General features: G+C 62.9%; 19 protein-coding genes and 1 tRNA gene. 9 read left to right on the top strand and 11 right to left on the bottom strand.

Annotated elements, in window-relative coordinates:
• The first annotated feature begins 3 nt into the window (after window positions 1-3).
• On the top strand, window positions 4-642 hold the full coding sequence (locus NKH67_RS00430) for an NrsF family protein (protein WP_352471395.1): 639 nt from the start codon (window positions 4-6) through the stop codon (window positions 640-642).
• An 8-nt stretch (window positions 643-650) separates the two neighbouring features.
• Here NKH67_RS00430 and NKH67_RS00425 read toward each other — a convergent pair whose 3' ends face one another.
• From NKH67_RS00425 to NKH67_RS00395, 7 genes are all read right to left on the bottom strand, one after another.
• Window positions 651-1529 (bottom strand): 3-hydroxybutyryl-CoA dehydrogenase, encoded by an 879-nt coding sequence (locus NKH67_RS00425; protein ID WP_023677945.1) that lies wholly within the window; start codon window positions 1527-1529, stop codon window positions 651-653.
• Between the two features lie 114 nt (window positions 1530-1643).
• The gene (locus NKH67_RS00420) at window positions 1644-2573 is read right to left on the bottom strand and encodes an electron transfer flavoprotein subunit alpha/FixB family protein (protein WP_023677946.1); all 930 of its coding nucleotides are present in this window, start codon (window positions 2571-2573) and stop codon (window positions 1644-1646) included.
• 155 nt (window positions 2574-2728) lie between these two features.
• A complete protein-coding gene (locus NKH67_RS00415) occupies window positions 2729-3478 on the bottom strand; it encodes an electron transfer flavoprotein subunit beta/FixA family protein (RefSeq protein ID WP_023677947.1) in 750 nt (249 codons plus the stop codon).
• Window positions 3479-3686: 208 nt separating this feature from the next.
• Window positions 3687-4490 carry a rhomboid family intramembrane serine protease gene (locus tag NKH67_RS00410; protein WP_352471393.1) on the bottom strand — a complete coding sequence of 268 codons (804 nt, stop codon included), beginning with the start codon at window positions 4488-4490 and terminating at the stop codon, window positions 3687-3689.
• 25 nt (window positions 4491-4515) lie between these two features.
• Complete coding sequence (locus NKH67_RS00405) at window positions 4516-5097, bottom strand: cob(I)yrinic acid a,c-diamide adenosyltransferase (protein WP_352471392.1); 582 nt, start codon at window positions 5095-5097, stop codon at window positions 4516-4518.
• A 25-nt stretch (window positions 5098-5122) separates the two neighbouring features.
• A complete protein-coding gene (locus NKH67_RS00400) occupies window positions 5123-5314 on the bottom strand; it encodes a twin transmembrane helix small protein (protein ID WP_023677950.1) in 192 nt (63 codons plus the stop codon).
• Window positions 5315-5337: 23 nt separating this feature from the next.
• A complete protein-coding gene (locus NKH67_RS00395; protein WP_352471390.1) occupies window positions 5338-6204 on the bottom strand; it encodes an SDR family oxidoreductase in 867 nt (288 codons plus the stop codon).
• A gap of 57 nt (window positions 6205-6261) precedes the next feature.
• On the opposite strand from NKH67_RS00395, the gene NKH67_RS00390 reads away from it, so the two are divergent.
• Window positions 6262-7116: a YihY/virulence factor BrkB family protein gene (locus NKH67_RS00390; protein ID WP_292656768.1), complete on the top strand. Its 855-nt coding sequence runs from the start codon at window positions 6262-6264 to the stop codon at window positions 7114-7116.
• Here NKH67_RS00390 and NKH67_RS00385 read toward each other — a convergent pair.
• Window positions 7083-7973, bottom strand: a complete 891-nt coding sequence (locus tag NKH67_RS00385) for a DMT family transporter (protein ID WP_352471389.1) — start codon at window positions 7971-7973, stop codon at window positions 7083-7085. The genes NKH67_RS00390 and NKH67_RS00385 overlap by 34 nt on opposite strands.
• Before the next feature lie 127 nt (window positions 7974-8100).
• Entirely contained in the window at window positions 8101-8976 is an 876-nt protein-coding gene (gene gluQRS / locus NKH67_RS00380) for a tRNA glutamyl-Q(34) synthetase GluQRS (RefSeq protein ID WP_352471387.1), read from the bottom strand.
• Between the two features lie 122 nt (window positions 8977-9098).
• On the opposite strand from gluQRS, the gene NKH67_RS00375 reads away from it, so the two are divergent.
• On the top strand, window positions 9099-9740 hold the full coding sequence (locus NKH67_RS00375; protein WP_352471385.1) for a DNA-3-methyladenine glycosylase family protein: 642 nt from the start codon (window positions 9099-9101) through the stop codon (window positions 9738-9740).
• Window positions 9741-9869: 129 nt separating this feature from the next.
• Window positions 9870-10427 (top strand): HNH endonuclease, encoded by a 558-nt coding sequence (locus NKH67_RS00370; protein WP_023677956.1) that lies wholly within the window; start codon window positions 9870-9872, stop codon window positions 10425-10427.
• A 151-nt stretch (window positions 10428-10578) separates the two neighbouring features.
• Here the strand turns inward: NKH67_RS00370 and NKH67_RS00365 are convergent, their stop codons facing one another.
• Both NKH67_RS00365 and NKH67_RS00360 read right to left on the bottom strand, forming a co-directional pair.
• The gene (locus NKH67_RS00365; RefSeq protein ID WP_352471383.1) at window positions 10579-11097 is read right to left on the bottom strand and encodes a disulfide bond formation protein B; all 519 of its coding nucleotides are present in this window, start codon (window positions 11095-11097) and stop codon (window positions 10579-10581) included.
• A 29-nt stretch (window positions 11098-11126) separates the two neighbouring features.
• The gene (locus NKH67_RS00360) at window positions 11127-11714 is read right to left on the bottom strand and encodes a YqaA family protein (protein WP_352471381.1); all 588 of its coding nucleotides are present in this window, start codon (window positions 11712-11714) and stop codon (window positions 11127-11129) included.
• A 456-nt stretch (window positions 11715-12170) separates the two neighbouring features.
• Between NKH67_RS00360 and NKH67_RS00355 the strand changes: the two genes are divergently transcribed.
• The 5 genes from NKH67_RS00355 (at window position 12171) to NKH67_RS00335 (ending at window position 17256) form a co-directional block, all read left to right on the top strand.
• Window positions 12171-12255, top strand: a tRNA-Leu gene (locus NKH67_RS00355).
• Between the two features lie 643 nt (window positions 12256-12898).
• Entirely contained in the window at window positions 12899-14338 is a 1440-nt protein-coding gene (locus tag NKH67_RS00350; protein ID WP_352471380.1) for an NAD(P)-binding domain-containing protein, read from the top strand.
• A gap of 24 nt (window positions 14339-14362) precedes the next feature.
• Entirely contained in the window at window positions 14363-15538 is a 1176-nt protein-coding gene (locus NKH67_RS00345) for an acyl-CoA dehydrogenase family protein (RefSeq protein WP_352471378.1), read from the top strand.
• Between the two features lie 13 nt (window positions 15539-15551).
• Complete coding sequence (locus NKH67_RS00340) at window positions 15552-16907, top strand: LLM class flavin-dependent oxidoreductase (RefSeq protein ID WP_352471376.1); 1356 nt, start codon at window positions 15552-15554, stop codon at window positions 16905-16907.
• Window positions 16908-16914: 7 nt separating this feature from the next.
• A complete protein-coding gene (locus NKH67_RS00335; protein WP_352471375.1) occupies window positions 16915-17256 on the top strand; it encodes a DUF3088 domain-containing protein in 342 nt (113 codons plus the stop codon).

Here is a 17256-nt window from a genome sequence, read left to right as displayed (position 1 = left end):
AACATGAGGACCGAAGATTTCATCAGGGCGCTTGACGCCGATGCCCGCAGCAAGGCGCTGCCGCTAGGCACCGCCTGGTGGCTTGCCGCCGGTGTGGCCATCGTGATCGCGGCCGCGGTTTTCTGGCTGACGATCGGCCCGCGCCCCGACATTGCGATCGCCATGCACACGATGCGGTTCCTGTCCAAATTCGTCTTCACGATTGCTCTTGCCGTCAGCGCCTTTGTCCTGGTGCGTGGGCTGTCGACGCCCGGTGCATCGACCGGCCGGGCGGTGAGCTGGATGATCGCCGCGCCGCTGCTGGTGATTGTGGCTGTGATTTTCGAACTCTTCGCCGTGCCTGCGTCCGACTGGGGCACGCGCCTGGTCGGCACGAACATGGTCATCTGCCTGACCTTCATTCCGTTGATCGGGATCGGCCCGCTTGCCGTCTTTCTCGCGGTGCTGCGCCATGGCGCGCCGACAAGGCCGGTGCTTGCCGGTGCGGCCGCGGGCCTGCTTGCCGGCGGGCTGGCGGCGACCTTCTATGCGGCGCATTGCTTCGACGATTCGCCGCTTTTCGTCGGCACCTGGTATACGATCGCGGTCGCCATCCTTGCCGTGCTCGGGGCGCTCGGCGGACGACTTTTTGTGCGCTGGTAGCGAGGCGATCAGCGTGTCGGAACGGGATGCTCGCCGCGATAGTCGTAGAAGCCGCGCCCGGTCTTGCGGCCGAGCCAGCCGGCCTCGACATATTTGACCAGCAGCGGGCAGGGGCGGTATTTCGAATCCGACAGCCCGTCATGCAGCACCTGCATGATCGACAGGCAGGTATCGAGCCCGATGAAATCGGCAAGCTGCAGCGGCCCCATCGGATGGTTGGCGCCGAGCTTCATGGCGGTATCGATGGCGTCGACCGAGCCGACACCTTCATAGAGCGTGTAGATCGCCTCGTTGATCATCGGCAGCAGGATGCGGTTGACGATGAAGGCCGGGAAATCCTCCGAGACGGTGATCGTCTTGTCGAGCTGCTTCACATAGGTTTTTGCCGCCTCGAAGGTCTGGTCCTCGGTGGCGATGCCGCGCACCAGTTCGACCAGCTTCATCACCGGAACCGGATTCATGAAATGTATGCCGATGAAGCGTTCCGGCCGGTCGGTCTGCGAAGCCAGCCGTGTGATCGAGATCGATGACGTGTTCGTCGCCAGGATGGCCTCGGGGTTGAGCTGCGGGCAGAGCTGGGCGTAGATCTTGCGCTTGACCGTCTCGTCCTCCGTCGCTGCTTCGATCACCAGATCGGCGCCCGCAAGGTCGGCCATGGCCGGTGCCGCCGAAATGCGCGCCATCGCCTCATTGCGCAGCTTTTCCTCGAGTTTGCCTGAGCCGACCTGACGGGCCATGTTGCCGCTGATCGTAGCGATGCCCTTTTCGATGCGGTCGGGCGAAATATCGTAAACCAGCACCTTATAGCCCGCCAGCGCCGACACATGGGCGATGCCGCCACCCATCTGGCCCGCGCCGATGATGCCGATCGTTTCGATCTTGCTCATTACCCGATCCCGTCGAGGCCTTTGCGGCCCGTTTTTTGTGCAGTGCAAACTAAAAGGGCGGGGCGACTTCGTCTACCCCACCCCTCAGAATTTAATACGCTTTGGCAGAAGGCGTCAAAGCGCCTTTTGCAGTTCCGGCAGAATGACGAAGAGATCGCCGACGAGACCGTAGTCAGCGACCTGGAAGATCGGCGCTTCCTCGTCCTTGTTGATGGCAACGATCACCTTCGAATCCTTCATGCCGGCAAGGTGCTGGATGGCACCGGAGATGCCGACGGCAATATAAAGGTCGGGCGCTACCACCTTGCCGGTCTGGCCGACCTGCCAGTCGTTCGGCGCATAGCCGGCATCGACGGCGGCGCGAGATGCGCCAACCGCCGCACCGAGCTTGTCGGCGACCGGCAGGATGACCTCCTGGAACTTCTCGGAGGAGCCCAGCGCACGGCCGCCCGAGATGATGATCTTGGCCGAGGTCAGCTCTGGACGGTCGGTCTCGGAGAGCTTGTTCTCGACAAAGCTCGACAGGCCGGGATTGGCCGCCGCCTGGACCGTCTCGACCGGCGCGGAACCGCCCTCGGGCGCTGCCTGGAAGGAAGCGGTACGCACCGTGATGACCTTCTTGGCGTCACTGGACTGCACCGTCTGGATGGCGTTGCCGGCATAGATCGGCCGCTTGAAGGTGTCGGGCGACACGACTTCGATGATTTCAGATATCTGGGCGACATCGAGCAGCGCCGCCACGCGGGGCGCGACGTTCTTGCCCGACGAGGTCGCCGGCGCGATGATCGTCTCGTATGGCTCAGCAAGCGAAACGACGAGTGCCGCCAGCGGTTCGGCGAGACGCTCGGTCAGTTCGTCGGCGTCGGCGAGCAGCACCTTGGTGACGCCCTTGAGCTTGGCGGCGGCGTCCGCTGCCGGCTTGGCACCTTTGCCGGCAACCAGCACATGCACGTCCGAACCGATCTGCAGCGCCGCCGAAAGCGCCTTGGCGGTCTGGTCGGAAAGCGCAGCGTTGTCGTGTTCGGCAATCAGAAGAATAGCCATGATGTTTTCCTGACTTTCGTCTTCGAGGCTCCTGAAATCCGGTCAGGCCGAGTCGAAAACGGTTGGTTTCGAGAACCGGAGCGGAGCGTACTTCAGTACGTGAGCACCGGAAGCGGAGAAACCGGCCGTTTGCAGGCCGGCCTCATCGGATTTCCTTAGAGCACGCCGGCTTCGTTCTTCAGCTTGTCTACCAGTTCGGCGACGCTCTTGACCTTGACGCCCGCCTTGCGGCCGCCCGGCTCCTCGGTCTTGATCACTTTAAGCCGCGGCTTGACGTCGGCGCCGTAATCGGCAGGGCTCTTCTCGTCGAGCGGCTTCTTCTTGGCCTTCATGATGTTGGGCAGAGACGCGTAGCGTGGCTGATTCAGCCGCAAATCGGCCGTGACGATCGCCGGCATCTTCAGTTCCAGCGTCTGCAGGCCGCCATCGACCTCGCGCGTCACCGTGGCCTTGTCACCGTCGAGCACGATCTTGGAGGCGAAGGTGCCCTGCGCCCAGCCTAGAAGCGCGGCCAGCATCTGGCCGGTCTGGTTGGAATCGTCGTCGATCGCCTGCTTGCCGAGAATGACAAGGCCGGGCTGTTCTGCCTCGACGACGCCCTTCAGCACCTTGGCGACGCCCAGCGGCTCAGTCTGCTCGTCGGTCTTGACCAGGATGGCGCGGTCGGCGCCCATGGCGAGCGCCGTGCGCAAGGTCTCCTGTGCCTGCTGCGGCCCGATCGACACGACGATGATCTCTTCGGCCTTGCCAGCTTCCTTCAGCCGGATCGCCTCTTCGACCGCGATCTCGTCGAACGGGTTCATCGCCATCTTGACGTTGGCGAGTTCCACCGCCGAACCGTCCGCCTTCACCCGGACCTTGACGTTCGCATCCACAACCCGCTTCACGGGCACAAGGATCTTCATTTGCCTGTCACCTCTTTCACGATAGTCTCTTCACGCTCGTCGGGCGCGCTATAGCAGCGTGCACCTCTTCAGAGTTGTCGAAAGCCGACATTCCGGACGGAATTCTGGTCTTCGCCACGCCAGTAGGGTGGCGCTTCCGTAGTTGCGGCGACCCCGCGCGTCAATATCCGGGGCGCACTCGGATGCTCGGGGAAGCACTCAAATCGGTTCAGTCCGGACCGGAAACGGTCCCCCGGCCCCAGCGCGGCGCCGGCTGCGCAGGTTGTGAGTCGCTTGGCGCCGGCTCCACGGCTACGGGCACCGGACCGGCGACCACGGCCGGCTCCTCGTCCGCGCCGGCGAGTAGCGGTACGCCGCGGCTGCGCAAGACAAGCACCAGCACGGCTCCAGCGATGATGCCGCCGATATGGCAGGCCCAGGAAACCTGATCCTCGCCCCCCTGGGCGAACATGAAGATCTGGAAAAGGATCCACAGGATCAGCGGGATGAAGGCCGGGATGCGCAACGGGATGCGCGCGAAGACCAGCACCCATACCTTCACCCGCGGATAAAGGATCAGATAGGCGGCGACCACACCGGCGATGGCGCCCGACGCGCCAATCAGTGGCACCCGCGAATCCCAGGCAACCAGACCCTGGAGGAAAGCGCCGGCGATGGCGCAAAGCAGGTAGAAGACGAGGTAGCGGACATGGCCAAGTGCATCCTCGACATTGTCGCCGAACACCCACAGGAACAGCATGTTGCCGCCGAGGTGGAAGATATCCGCGTGCAGGAAGGAATAGGTCAGATAGCTCAGGCTCTCCGGAATGACGACAAATTGCGGAGCGAGCTCGACGCTGTCATGCACAACCGACGGGATGAAACCGAGGCCCATCACCGCGGCGTTGGCGAAATCCTCGCCGCCCAATGTGGTGACAAAGTAGATCAGCACGTTGAGCGCGATCAGGCTGATCGTCACATATTGCAGCTTGATGTGCCGCAGCCGGTTGGTGTCATAAAGCGGGATAAACATCAGGCCTCTCCCGGTTCCGGCAGATTCAGCGGTTCTTGCCGGGAACCCATAGCACGTCGGCATTTCCGTTGTCATTGACCGCGCGTGCGGCGACGAACAGAAAGTCCGAGACACGGTTGATGTATCTTATCGCCTCGCGGTTGACCTGCTCGTCTGGATCTTGCGACAGCGCCACCATGATGCGCTCGGCGCGGCGGGCCACCGTGCGGGCGAGGTGAAGGGCAGCCGCTGCCGGCGTTCCGCCGTTGAGCACGAAGGATTTGAGCGGCTCAAGGTCCTTGTTGAGGAGATCGATATCCTGTTCGATGCGGTCGGTCTGCGAGGCGATGATGCGCAACGGCTCGTAGTCGAGCGGCTTGCCATTATCGGGGACTGCCAGATCGGCGCCGAGGTCGAAAAGGTCGTTCTGGATGCGGCCGAGCATCGCATCGATCGCCGGATTTACTGCCGCGGTATGAATGCGGGCCATGCCGATGCAGGCATTGGCCTCGTCGACCGTGCCGTAGGCGTCGATGCGAAGGTCGGATTTCAGCCGCCGCTCGCCGGAGCCGAGACCGGTGGTGCCATCGTCGCCAGTGCGGGTGTAGATCTTGTTGAGCTTGACCACGGGGTACCTCCCGGCTGGTGCTGCGTCACTTACGGGTGAAATACACCGCCAGCATGATCAGCACCAAGGCCACGAACTGCAAGAGCACGCGCGTCTGCATCAGCTTGTTGGAGGTCATGCTGGAGCCGCCGCGCATCATGTTGATGAGGCCGCGGATCAGCACGATCACCACTGCGACCATGACAAGAACGGCGAGGATGTTGAAGACGGTTGCCATGGTGTGTTCCAGTTGAATTGCGTTCAGGCGCGATTGGCGAGCAGACGGTAGAGTGCAGAAGCCGGCAGGATGCGTTTAAGGATCACACCGATCCTGGCCGGCACTGTTACCACATAATGCGGGCGCGGGCGCCGCGACAGAAGCGCATGGTGCAAGGCGGCATAAACCACCTCCGCCCCGGGCTTCAGCCGCGATGTGCTGCCGCCGGCCCGCAGCCGTTTGAGTTGCGCCGCATAGGCGAGGCGATGAACGGAATTCTCGTGATCGATATTCGCCAGGAACCATGCGAGGCTGTTGCTGGCGATCTTCGATTTCACCGGCCCCGGCTCGATCAGCGAAACATGGATGCCGCTACCCCGGAGTTCTTGATAGAGGGACAGCATCAGCCCTTCGATAGCGTGCTTCGATGCCGAGTAGGCGCCGCGAAAAGGCACCGGCGCGAGGCCGAGGATCGATGAGCAATGAACGAGACGACCATGGCCCTGACGGCGCATCACCGGTACGACGCGGCGAGTGAGATCATGCCAGCCAAAGACATTGGCCTCGAACTGCTGCCGTAAAGCCTCGACCGGCAGGTCCTCGACGGCGCCGGGTTGTCCGTAGGCGCCATTGTTGAAGAGCGCACCGAGCCGGCCGCCGGTCCGTTCCAGCACCGACGCCACCAGCGCCTCGATCGATCCGGGCTCGGTGTAGTCCAGATAAAAGGCCTCGATGCCGTCGGCCTCGAGCGCGGCGATATCTTCGGGCTTTCGGGCCGTTGCGAACACCCGCCAGCCTTCCCTCTTAAGAGCATGGGCGCAATAGGCGCCTATGCCGGAAGAGGCACCTGTGACAATGATGGTGCGCAACTCTTCTCCGGGAGGAATGGTGGTTTGACCTAGGGTTGTCATTTACCGCAAACCCTTCCCATATTCGCGGCGTCGGGACAATCGAAGGGAACGCGGTTCTTGTTGCGGAAGATCGTAGCCCTCAAACGCGTCCTCTACGACGCGCTCGGCCATTTCAACACCGACGACGGCTGGGCAATGGCCAGCCATCTGGCGATCACCGCGCTGATGGCGCTTTTTCCTTTCCTGATCTTCGCTACGACGCTGGCGAGTTTTTTCGGCGCGCAGGCTTTCGCCGACACCGCCGTGCACCTTGTGTTCGACACATGGCCCGAGCAGATCGCCAAACCGATCGCGCGCGAGGTGCTCAACGTGCTTACCGTCCGGCGCAGTGACCTGTTGACCTACGGTATCGTGCTTGCCGGATATTTCGCCTCGAACGGCATCGAGGCGCTGCGCACCTCGCTCAACCGGGCCTATCGTGTCTCGGAAACGCGCGGCATCATCTACCGGCGGGTGCAGAGCATCATCTTCGTGCTGATCGCGACGGCCGGGTTTTTGGCCATCAGCGTGCTGCTGGTCTTCGCGCCGTTGCTGGCACGGCTGGCCGAGTCGCATTTCGAATGGATAAAGCCCTACATGGGCACGATCACGCTGTGGCGTTACGTCATCGCCTCGGTCGTCATCATCGGCGGCCTGTTCGCCGTGCATTTCTGGTTGCCGGCCGGCAAGCGCCGCTTCGTTTCGATCGTGCCTGGCATCATCTTCACGCTGGTCGGCTGGCTCATCGGGTCGACCATCTTCGCCGCCTATCTCGATCATTTCTCGTCCTATGTGACGACCTATGCCGGCCTCGCCTCGATCATGATCGCCGTCGTCTTCCTCTACATCGTATCAGCGATCTTCATCCTCGGTGGCGAGCTCAACGCCGCGATCAGCCGCTATTTAGAGGCGCGTGCCCGCGTCGGCGGCTGAGCCGTCGCCAGCCCGACGCCGAGCGTCGCGATCGCCATGCCGGCGATCTGGAGCGGGCTCAAGTGCTCACCGAACAATGCCCAGGCGATGACCGCGGTGACGGCCGGCACGAGGTAAAACAGCGAGGCGACCTTCGACATTTCGCCGTCGCGGATCATCACCATCAACAGGAAGATGGCGCCGATCGACAGCACCAGCACGAGCCAGGCCATGGCGAAGATCAGTTCGCCATTGACGATGACCGTTCGCGTCTCGAAGGCTAGCGAGGCCAAGGCCATTACAGATGCGCCGCCGACATATTGCCAGAACGTGGCAGCCACCAGATCGCCGCCGGAAGCAAAGCGCTTCTGCCAGATCGTGCCGGCGCTCATGCCGAGCACCGAGACAAGTGAGGCGCCCAGTGTTTCGGCCGTCACCCCGCCGCCGAGCGCGCCGAGCTTCGGCCAGAGCACGATCACCACACCGATCAGCCCGAGGCCGAGACCGGCCCAGTGGCGCGGCAGGATGGCCTCGCCGAGAAGCCTGCCGGCGAGCACTGCCGTGATCAGCGGCTGCAGGCCGACGATCAGGGCTGAAAGCCCAGCGGGCATGCCCCGGTGGATGGCCCAGAACACGCCGCCGAGATAGACGCCATGCATCAGGATGCCGGCGCCGGTCGCGTGCAGCGCCTCGTCGCGGGTGGCGCGGCTCGAACCAAGTGCGGCCATCAAAGCGACAAGCAGGATTGCGGCCAGGACAAAGCGCGCGGCCAGGAAAGTAAAGGGCTCCGCCCACGGCATGGCATAGCGCGCGCCGATGAAGCCGGTCGCCCACAGGACGACGAAAGAGGCGGGGATGAACCGCTTGAGGCTGTGCATTTTTCCGGAGGCCACGCGTCGGTGAGGACTGATTGTCGCGCTTGCTCTAATGCCGTTCCGAGCGGAAGGCAAAACCAAACCGTTGATCCATAGGCTCAATTCCATTCAAGGAATGCCTTTGGCGCCGCTAGAGACCGACCAGCCGCCTCACATCGTCCGGCGATGCGCCCGTCTTACGCTGGGCGGCAAGGCCGGTATCGCCAAGACTCTTCGACAGCTTTCGTCCGTCCGGGCCGAGGATCAGGCGATGGTGAAAATAGGCCGGCTGCGGCAGGCCAAGCAGTTGCTGAAGCAGCCGCTGCACGCTGGTCGCGGAATAGAGATCCTGGCCGCGCACGACATGGCTGACGCCCTGCAGCGCGTCGTCCATGGTGACGGCGAGGTGATAGCTGGTCGGGATTTCGCGGCGCGCCACGACCACGTCGCCCCAATCCTGCGGATGGGCTTCGACACGACGCGTCGCGGAGAGCGTCTCGTTCGTGTATTCGGCCCATGACAGGTCCTTGCCGGCGCGCGCTATTGCCGCATCGACGTCCAGCCGCCAGGCAAATGGCACATTTTCGGCCTGGCGCCGCTTGCGTTCGCTCGCCGTCAACGCCTTGTCGGCGGCAGGATAGAGCGGCACGCCGTCCGGGTCGCGCGGCCAGTCGCGGCCACGCTTCTCGCTGTCGGCGATGAAGGCGCGGATCTCACTTCTGCTCATGAAGGCCGGGTAGACAAGTTCTTCCTCGATCAGCCGCTCGAGCATCGCCCGATATTCGGCAAAATGCTCGGACTGGCGGCGCACCGGTTCCTCCCAGCCAAGCCCCAGCCATTTCAGGTCGCGAAAAATGCCTGCCTCGAATTCCGGCGTGCAGCGTGTCGTGTCGATATCCTCGATGCGCAGCAGCAGGCGTCCGCCCGTCGCCTTTGCCAATTTCTGATTGAGCAGCGCCGAATAGGCATGGCCGAGATGCAGTTCGCCGTTCGGGCTCGGCGCGAAGCGGAATGTCAGCAGTGTCATTGTCCGGCGGCAATCGGGTTGTGTGGCGCTTTCGCCAATTGCTACTTTGCGCCGGTGGCGTCGTGCGTCCAGAGGGACACGTGACGAAGCGTGCGGCACTTTTGATTTTGGAACAAGCAGACATGCAACGCATCGCCAGTCTCGACGACATTGCGCAAGGGCTGGATAGGCTATGCTTACTCGACCCACGCCTGGAAAGAGTGCGCGGCATGGCCGGCGAGGTGCCGCTCAGGCTATCGGAGCCGGGGTTCAGGAGCCTTGCTTCCATCGTCGTTTCGCAACAAGTGTCCCGCGCGAGCGCCGACGCCATCTTCGGCCGGCTGACGAGACTGCTCGATCCGCTGACGCCGCAGGCGATACTTGCCGCCGACGAGGTGATCTTTCGCGAGGCCGGGCTGTCGCGACCCAAACAGCGCGGCCTGCTTGCCGTCGCCCGGGCGGTGGCCGACGGGCTCGACCTCGATCACCTCTGTCGGCTCGATGCAAGCGAGGCGATCGCGGCCATGACCAGGGTGCCGGGGATCGGCCCGTGGACGGCTGAAGTCTACCTTTTGTTTGCCGCCGGACACCCGGACATCTTTCCGGCGCGCGACGTTGCATTGCAGAGCGCGGTCGGCCATGCACTAGGCATCGACCCGCGTCCGCCGGAGAAAATGCTGATCCGGCTTGCCGAATCATGGAGCCCGTGGCGCGGTGTCGCATCGCGGCTTTTCTGGGCTTATTATCGCGAATTGAAGGGCAGGGATGCCGCGCCTCCGGCCTGAATCCGCAAAAAAGCATTGAAATCATGCGTTTTTGAGACCCGGCATGATCGACAATCCGCTTCACATCCCTGTCATGTCGGGCTTACAGTATCCGCGTCGACCGGTTCTAGGGTGAAGGAGGTCAACGACGTGACGGTTGCCGTATCTCCGGATGGGCTTCCAGCGCTGGTGCTGAATGCGGATTACCGTCCGCTCAGCTATTACCCCCTGTCGCTCTGGTCCTGGCAGGATGCCATCAAGGCGGTGTTCCTCGAGAGGGTGAACATCGTCGCCGAATACGAACACGCCGTCTCTTCACCGACCTTTTCGATGAAGCTGCCGAGCGTCGTCAGCCTGAAGGCTTACGTCAAGCCGTCGAGGCATCCGGCGTTTACCCGTTTCAACGTCTTCCTGCGTGACCGTTTTCAATGCCAATATTGCGGCACGCCGGACGATCTGACGTTCGACCATGTCATTCCTCGCCATCGCGGCGGCGCCACGACCTGGGAGAATGTCGTCGCTGCCTGCTCGCCCTGCAATCTGAGGAAGGGCGGCATGATGCCGGCCCACGCCAAGATGTGGCCGCTGCAGAAGCCCTATCAGCCGACGGTGCATGATTTGCATAATAACGGCCGGCTGTTCCCGCCCAACCATCTACACGAAAGCTGGATGGATTATCTGTACTGGGATGTCGAACTCGAGCCGTGAGATCATCCGATAATTCGGGAGGCTGGCCGTCTGAAGCGATTTTCTGCGCTTCCGATGCTCACGGACCAATGTCCGCTCCGCTTCGGTTCTCGACAATCACTCCACCCGACTCAGCCTGCCGAATTCTTGGATGATCTCGTGTCGCGCTAAATCAGTCGCGGGCGAAGGCGCTGCGGAAGGCTACGACTGCCAGGACAAAGCTGGCGATGGCGTTCCAGCCGGCCAGCGACAGGCCGAGGATGCGGAGCGCCGCCTTGTCGCAGGAGGGCGGGACGAATTTGTCGAGCGCATCGAGCACGCCCTTGCCGCCGGTGTCCACCGGCCCGGCGGCTGCGGTGCAATCGGTCGGGCCTGGCCACCACGCCCATTCGACGCCGGAGTGATAAACGCCGAGATAGCCGCCGTAGAGCATCAGCAGGCCGCCAATGGCCAGCAGGCCACGGCTTACCCAGGCTGGCGCCTGAAGAGCCGACGCAAGCACCGCCAGCAGCATCAAGGGCACGCCGACGTAGTAAGGCGTGCGCTGCTCGAGGCAGAGCTTGCAGGGGATGTAGCCGCCGAGATACTGGAAGGCCAGCGCCGAGCCGACCGTGGCGGCCATGGCGACAGCGAGGAACAGGGCGGTGCGCAGCCGCTGGCGTCCGGTATCGGTATTCACGGTCGCTGTCATCGGGCTCAGTCCATTCGGTTCGATGCCGTTCAGACGGCGTATTTGACGACGATATAGAGCAAAATCAGGGCGGCGGCGGCGGCGCCTGCAATCTGGCCAAGGCGCTTTTCGATGAAGTGGCGGATCGGCTCGCCATAGCGGCGCAAGAGCCACGCGAGAAACAGGAAGCGAGCACCGCGCGCCACGATTGCCAGCACGATGAACAGCAGCAAAGGAACACCGATGACGCCCGACAGGATCGTCACAACCTTGATCGGCGGCAGATGGGCGAGGCCGGAGGTGACCAGCATCAGGATGATGAAGCCAACACCCGATGAGACGCGCATCGCCTCGAACTCGTCATATTTGCCATAAAATTCGAGGATCGGCCGCGCCATCGCATCATAGGCATAATGGCCGATGAACCAGCCGGCGATGCCGCCCAGCACCGAGGCGACGGTGGCGACCAGCGCGTAACGATAGGCGCGATCCGGCCGCGACAGCGCCATCGGCAGATAGAGGACGTCGGCCGGCACCAGGAACACCGAGCTCTCGACGAAGGCGATGAAGGCCAGCCACCATTCGGCGGATTTGCTCGCCGCCAGCGACAAGGTCCAGTCGTAAAGTCCGCGAAGCATCGGCACTCCTAATGCACGCCCAAACCAGAAGCGGTCTTGGGATCACGACATGTACAAACAAGACTTGGAAGCGCCCAGCATCAACCTCGTCGGACGAGGTGCGCTTCAATGACATGCGCCGCCTGTCTAGAAAGATTTTCCGCGCTGCACAATGGCAGCTGCTTCACGAAATCGAAAGGCTGAGGCTTGAGCGAGCCCAGATGTCGGGATTTGGCCAGTTGACGAACAGGCCTCCAACCGTATAGTCCGCGCCCATCCAGGCCGCCCGGCCTGAGCCCCTATGGCGGAATTGGTAGACGCGCTCGACTCAAAATCAGGATGCGTCTACCGTCAGCCCGCAGGGTAATAGGATTGGAGGTCAATGGGTTAGGAGTTAAGAGCCGCTTAATTCTCGAACTGCCACCCTCTGCGTAGGTGCAGCATGAGAGCGTTGAGAGGTAAATGAGTTAGCGCCTTGCGGGTGTGGTGAAACTGGTAGACGCGCTGGATTCAAAATCCAGTTCCGAAAGGAGTGTCGGTTCGAGCCCGACCACCCGCACCAACTATCGGCCAACAAACTTTGAGAACGGCAGTCATTTCACCTGTCGCGCCAGAGTTCGAATCGTGTCGGCCGCCCACCTCCACCAGGATACTCCGCAATGTCCGGTGATGGATGGGACAGATCAATACATAAAATCAATATGTTATGAGAGATCGTGTGCAAAAACTGCACACGAAAGGTCCGCTACTCTTCTGGTTTTCGTTCCTGCGATGGAGTAGCCGACGGGCCTCTTGGGACGCCTGTTGAGTAGCTGCGCTGTCCTATCCTGCGAGGACCGTTGCTGGTGTATCCGCGATCTGCCGTCTTTCAGATGGCGGACGTCACCCATGTCGGTCGACCAAGATCAAGCTTGATCCCGCTGACCACGCGACGCCGCTGATGTGCTCGACACCAATGCCCGACTGCGTCGGCGCATTACGCGTGAGCCGTAAGAAATAAAATGACCAGTGCGCTTGAGCCCGCTGCAATATCAAAAAGATGCCCCGGCTTCAGGGAGGCCACACGCGCCGCCCATTCGTCGGCTGTGAAAGCGCGTCGTTGCAATGCAAGTGAAAAAAACTACCGGCCAATCAAAGCGAACATTTCTGGACTGTTTGCCGACCGAGGCGGAGTTTGATGAGGCTCAACTTCAGCCGGGACCGAAATGGCCTTACCGACCGATCCAGATCACCACGCCCGGGAGACGCTCCGGCTGATCGGCCCCGATCCGCAGAACTGGGTGCCGGACCGGGAAGGCATCGACCACAATGTCTTCATCGTTGGCGGTGGGCAGACGGGGGCGACCTTTGCCTTCGCGTTGAGGCGTGCCGGCATCGGCAAGGTTACTGTCGTCGACGCGGCACCGGATGAAAGCAAGGCCGGCATCTGGTTCACTCATGCACGGATGAACCGGCTGCGAACGCCAAAGGGCTTGCCGGGGCCGGAACTCGGCTTGCCGGGCTTGAGCTTTCAGTCCTGGTACGAAGCCCGCCACGGTGCGGAAGCCTATGCCGGATTCGACCGCATCGCACGGACGGATTGGGCGAACTACCTGAAATGGTATCGCGCGTTCCTCGGTATCGGCATCCGTTACGGCACGCGTCTCATTCGCATCGAGCCGGCCGGCGGGCTTTTTCGCCTCCACCTCGAAGCCGACGGCACGCCATCGGTCGAAACGGCGCGCAAGATCATTCTGGCCAATGGCTTTGGCGGCAGCGGCGGTCCAGTGATACCGGCGGTACTTGCCGCCTTGCCGCGGGGCCTTGTCGCACACAGTTCGGCGGCAATCGATTTTGCCTCGCTCAAGGGCAAGGCAATGGCTGTCGTCGGGTCGGCGGCTTCGGCATTCGATGCGGCCGGAGCTGCCCTTGAGGCCGGCGCGAAATCGGTGCGTCTCTTTGCCCGCCGCAACAGCATTGCCAGTGTGCCGATCAACCGCGTGCGCGGCTATCCCGGCGCCTATGACAATTATCCTCGGCTGCCCGATGCGGTGCGCTGGCGCCAGGCATTGCGCTTCCGCGAGGCCGGTTCAACGCCGCCGCTCGATGCGGTGGAGCGGGCGGTGCGGCACCAGAATTTTCATCTCCATCTCGGTGCCCCCTGGACAAATGCGGATGTCGAAGACGGCAAGGTCGTCACCGATATCGCAGGCGAGACGTTTGCGTTCGACTTCGTCGTCGCCGGCACCGGCTATTTCGCCGACCCGACGCGCAAGCCTGAGTTCGCCGATTTCGCCGCCACCATCCGGCTATGGCGCGACCAGTACGCGCCGCCGGAAGCAGAGCTGGATGAATTTTTCGGCGCCCATCCTTATCTCGGCCTCGGCCATGAATTTCTCGAGAAGGCGCCGGGGGAGGCGCCATTCCTGAGGAATATCCATGTCTTCAATCCCGGCGGCTTTGTCAGTTTCGGCCTGCCGATCGGCGATGTGCCGTCGATCAGGCGCGATGTGCCGGCCGTTGTCGCGCGCATCAGCCGCGATCTCTTCCTCGCCGATCTCGACAGCCATGAGAGCCGCATAACCGGGAGCCATCCGGCCGAGTTCGGCGAAGACGCCTATGCCGCTTCCGTCTGGCGGCCGGCGCAGACCATCGCGGCGGAATAGGCATTTTTCGATGGACAAACGCCGATGACCTTCAGCCCTGACCTTTCCGACCCGTTCGTCGCCACGGCGGTCGAACTGCGCGATATCTTCGATCGGGATGCCGTGGCGCGCGACAAGGCCGGCGGGCGGCCCGTCGAACAGATCCGCCTGCTGAAGGAAAGTGGTTTGCCGTCGGCGCAGATTCCCAAGCGCTATGGCGGCAAGGGCGCACCCTGGCTGTCGGTGCTTCGCGTCGTGCGCGAATTCGCCCGCACCGACGGCTCGCTCGCCCATCTCTACGGATACCATCATCTGCCGCTCAATGGCGTGCTGTTCCGTGGCACGGAGGCGCAGAGGAACCGGCTGCTGACACGCTCGGCAAGGGAGAACTGGGTCTGGGGCAATTCCGGCAACGCCATGTCGAAGACGTCGACGGCCAGGCGCAACGGCACGGGCTGGATCCTGAGCGGCTTTCGGCCGTTCTCCTCCGGTTCGCACATCGCAGACTACATCCAGGTTGCCTGGGAGGACGGCCAGGATCGACTAGCGGCAGCGATCCCGGCTGACCGTGAGGGCATCGTCATCGAGGATGACTGGGATGGTGTCGGCCAGCGGCAGACCGGCAGCGGCAAGGTGACGTTCAAGGACGTGCATGTCGGCGACGACGAACTGATTGGCTCGCCCGCGGTGCCGCTGACGCCGTTCCAGACGCTGACGTCACTGTTCCAGCAGGCGGTCCTGCTCAACCTGTTCGTCGGCAGCGCGCAAGGAGCGCTGAGCGAAGGCCGGGACTATACGGTCTCGCAATCGCGCCCCTGGGTCTATTCCGGCTATGAGAAACATACCGACGATCCGTTCGTGCAACGCAAATATGGCGACCTCTATATCCGCACGCTCGCCGCGGCCGAACTGGCCGATATAGCAGCATGCAGCCTCGATGCCGCCTATGGCCAGGGCGAGGCGTTGACCCTGGAGCAGCGCGGGCAGACGGCGATCGATCTCGCCACCGCCAATGTCTACGCCGGACAAGTCGGCCTCGACGCGTCGAGCGAGGTTTTCGAGGTGATGGGCGCCCGCTCAGCCACCAAGGCCAACGGCTACGACAGGTTCTGGCGCAACGTGCGCACGCACACGCTGCACAATCCGGCCGAATACAAGAAGCGCACGATCGGCACCTGGTTGCTGACCGGGGAATTCCCGGCCGGCGGACTGTACCGCTGAGGAGGCGAAAAAAATGGCCAGGCGCAAGGACAAGCTCAAGCTGGGAGCGTTTCTGCTCTTCACCGGTCACCATGTGGCGGCCTGGCGCCATCCAGCGGCAGGCGAGGGGACCAGCCTCGGCGACTACGTCGAACTTGCCCGGCTGGCGGAAGCGGCCAAATTCGACGCGATCTTCTTTGCCGATGGCGTCGCGGCGCGGCTGAGCAACCTCGAGGCCGCCAGCCGCAAGGCGCATAGCGGCGTCTATCCGTTCGAGCCGATCACGCTGCTGTCGGCACTGTCGGCTGTGACCAGGAACATCGGCCTCATCGCCACGGCGTCGACCAGTTTTTCCGATCCCTACAATCTGGCCCGCCAGTTCGCGTCGCTCGACCATCTGAGCGGCGGGCGCGCAGGCTGGAATCTGGTCACCTCTTCCGATCCGGAGGCAGCGTTCAATTTCGGTCACGAGACGCATATCCAGCATGGCGAGCGCTACGACCGCGCCGAGGAATTCGCCGATGTCGTGCTCGGCCTGTGGGACAGCTGGGAGGATGACGCCTTCCCGCGCGACAGAGCAAGCGGGCGCTATTTCGACAAGGACAAACTGCATGTGCTGAACCACAAGGGCCAGCACTTCAAGGTGCGTGGTCCGCTGAACACGCCGCGAACGCCGCAAGGTCGTCCGGTCGTGGTCCAGGCCGGCGCGTCGGGTCCGGGCAAAGAGCTGGCGGCTCGTACCGCGGAAGCGATTTTCGCCGCGCAGATCACGCTCGACGAAGCCACCGCCTTCTATGCCGACGTCAAGGGCAGGCTCGGCAAATATGGCCGCTCGGAGGATGACCTGAAAGTCCTGCCAGGCATTTTCCCGGTCGTCGGCCGCACTGAAGCCGAGGCGCGGGGGAAGTTCGAACAGCTGCAGGATCTCATCCAGCCGGAAGTCGGCCTCGGTCTGGTCTCGGCGCTGGCCGGCGGCTTCGACCTCAGCGCCTATCCGCTCGACGGGCCGGTGCCGGATTTGCCGGAGACCAATGCCGGCAAGAGCCGGCAAGCGCTGGTGATCGATCTGGCGTGGCGCGAGAACCTGACGATCCGGCAGCTTTATCTGCGCATCGCCGGCGCCCGCGGCCACTGGCAGGTGGTCGGCACGCCGCAACAGATCGCCGACACCATGGAAGAGCGGTTCGAGAATTACGGCGCCGACGGCTTCAACATCATGGCGCCGATCATGCCCGGCGGCCTGAAGGATTTCATCGAGCTGGTGGTGCCGGAACTGCGCCGCCGTGGCCTGTTCCGCGACGAGTATGAGGGCAGCACCTTGCGCGACAATCTCGGCCTGAAGCGACCGGCAAACCGTTTTTCGCGGCATGCCGCGGCAGCTGCGGAATAGGCCGGCAATGGCGCGCGACACGCTCTTTCTCATCCAGCCGGGTTTCGCCGACCCAAATCAGCCGGGCCAGACGTTCGTCTGCCCCCATTGCAACCAGGTTGAGGGATTGCTCGCAGCCTTTCCCGATCTCGCCGCCAGACTCGACGTTGAGCGCGTGCCGTTTTCGAGGCCGAGAGGCAAGGTGATCGACGCGCTCGGCGAACGGCACCAGTCGCTGCCGGTGCTGATCATCGGCAGCAATCCGCCCGCCGACTTGCCGACGGCCAAGGGCAAGGTCTTCGCCGATGACACCAGGCGCATTCTTGCACTGCTTGCCGAGCGCCACGGCTTTCCGCATCTGCATGAGTAA

The organism is Mesorhizobium sp. M0968, from assembly GCF_040319065.1.
Classification (GTDB): domain Bacteria; phylum Pseudomonadota; class Alphaproteobacteria; order Rhizobiales; family Rhizobiaceae; genus Mesorhizobium.
Note: the sequence above shows the minus strand (reverse complement) of the source record. Positions and strands in the feature narration are given on the sequence as shown.

Bases quoted from the DNA above. Each gene is read 5' to 3' on its own strand.
- NKH67_RS00430 (WP_352471395.1), top strand. From the start codon at position 4: ATGAGGACCGAAGATTTCATCAGGGCGCTTGACGCCGATGCCCGCAGC.
- NKH67_RS00425 (WP_023677945.1), bottom strand. From the start codon at position 1,529: ATGAGCAAGATCGAAACGATCGGCATCATCGGCGCGGGCCAGATGGGT.
- NKH67_RS00420 (WP_023677946.1), bottom strand. From the start codon at position 2,573: ATGGCTATTCTTCTGATTGCCGAACACGACAACGCTGCGCTTTCCGAC.
- NKH67_RS00415 (WP_023677947.1), bottom strand. From the start codon at position 3,478: ATGAAGATCCTTGTGCCCGTGAAGCGGGTTGTGGATGCGAACGTCAAG.
- NKH67_RS00410 (WP_352471393.1), bottom strand. From the start codon at position 4,490: ATGTTTATCCCGCTTTATGACACCAACCGGCTGCGGCACATCAAGCTG.
- NKH67_RS00400 (WP_023677950.1), bottom strand. From the start codon at position 5,314: ATGGCAACCGTCTTCAACATCCTCGCCGTTCTTGTCATGGTCGCAGTG.
- NKH67_RS00395 (WP_352471390.1), bottom strand. From the start codon at position 6,204: ATGACAACCCTAGGTCAAACCACCATTCCTCCCGGAGAAGAGTTGCGC.
- NKH67_RS00385 (WP_352471389.1), bottom strand. From the start codon at position 7,973: ATGCACAGCCTCAAGCGGTTCATCCCCGCCTCTTTCGTCGTCCTGTGG.
- gluQRS (WP_352471387.1), bottom strand. From the start codon at position 8,976: ATGACACTGCTGACATTCCGCTTCGCGCCGAGCCCGAACGGCGAACTG.
- NKH67_RS00375 (WP_352471385.1), top strand. From the start codon at position 9,099: ATGCAACGCATCGCCAGTCTCGACGACATTGCGCAAGGGCTGGATAGG.
- NKH67_RS00365 (WP_352471383.1), bottom strand. From the start codon at position 11,097: ATGACAGCGACCGTGAATACCGATACCGGACGCCAGCGGCTGCGCACC.
- NKH67_RS00360 (WP_352471381.1), bottom strand. From the start codon at position 11,714: ATGCTTCGCGGACTTTACGACTGGACCTTGTCGCTGGCGGCGAGCAAA.
- NKH67_RS00350 (WP_352471380.1), top strand. From the start codon at position 12,899: ATGGCCTTACCGACCGATCCAGATCACCACGCCCGGGAGACGCTCCGG.
- NKH67_RS00345 (WP_352471378.1), top strand. From the start codon at position 14,363: ATGACCTTCAGCCCTGACCTTTCCGACCCGTTCGTCGCCACGGCGGTC.
- NKH67_RS00340 (WP_352471376.1), top strand. From the start codon at position 15,552: ATGGCCAGGCGCAAGGACAAGCTCAAGCTGGGAGCGTTTCTGCTCTTC.
- NKH67_RS00335 (WP_352471375.1), top strand. From the start codon at position 16,915: ATGGCGCGCGACACGCTCTTTCTCATCCAGCCGGGTTTCGCCGACCCA.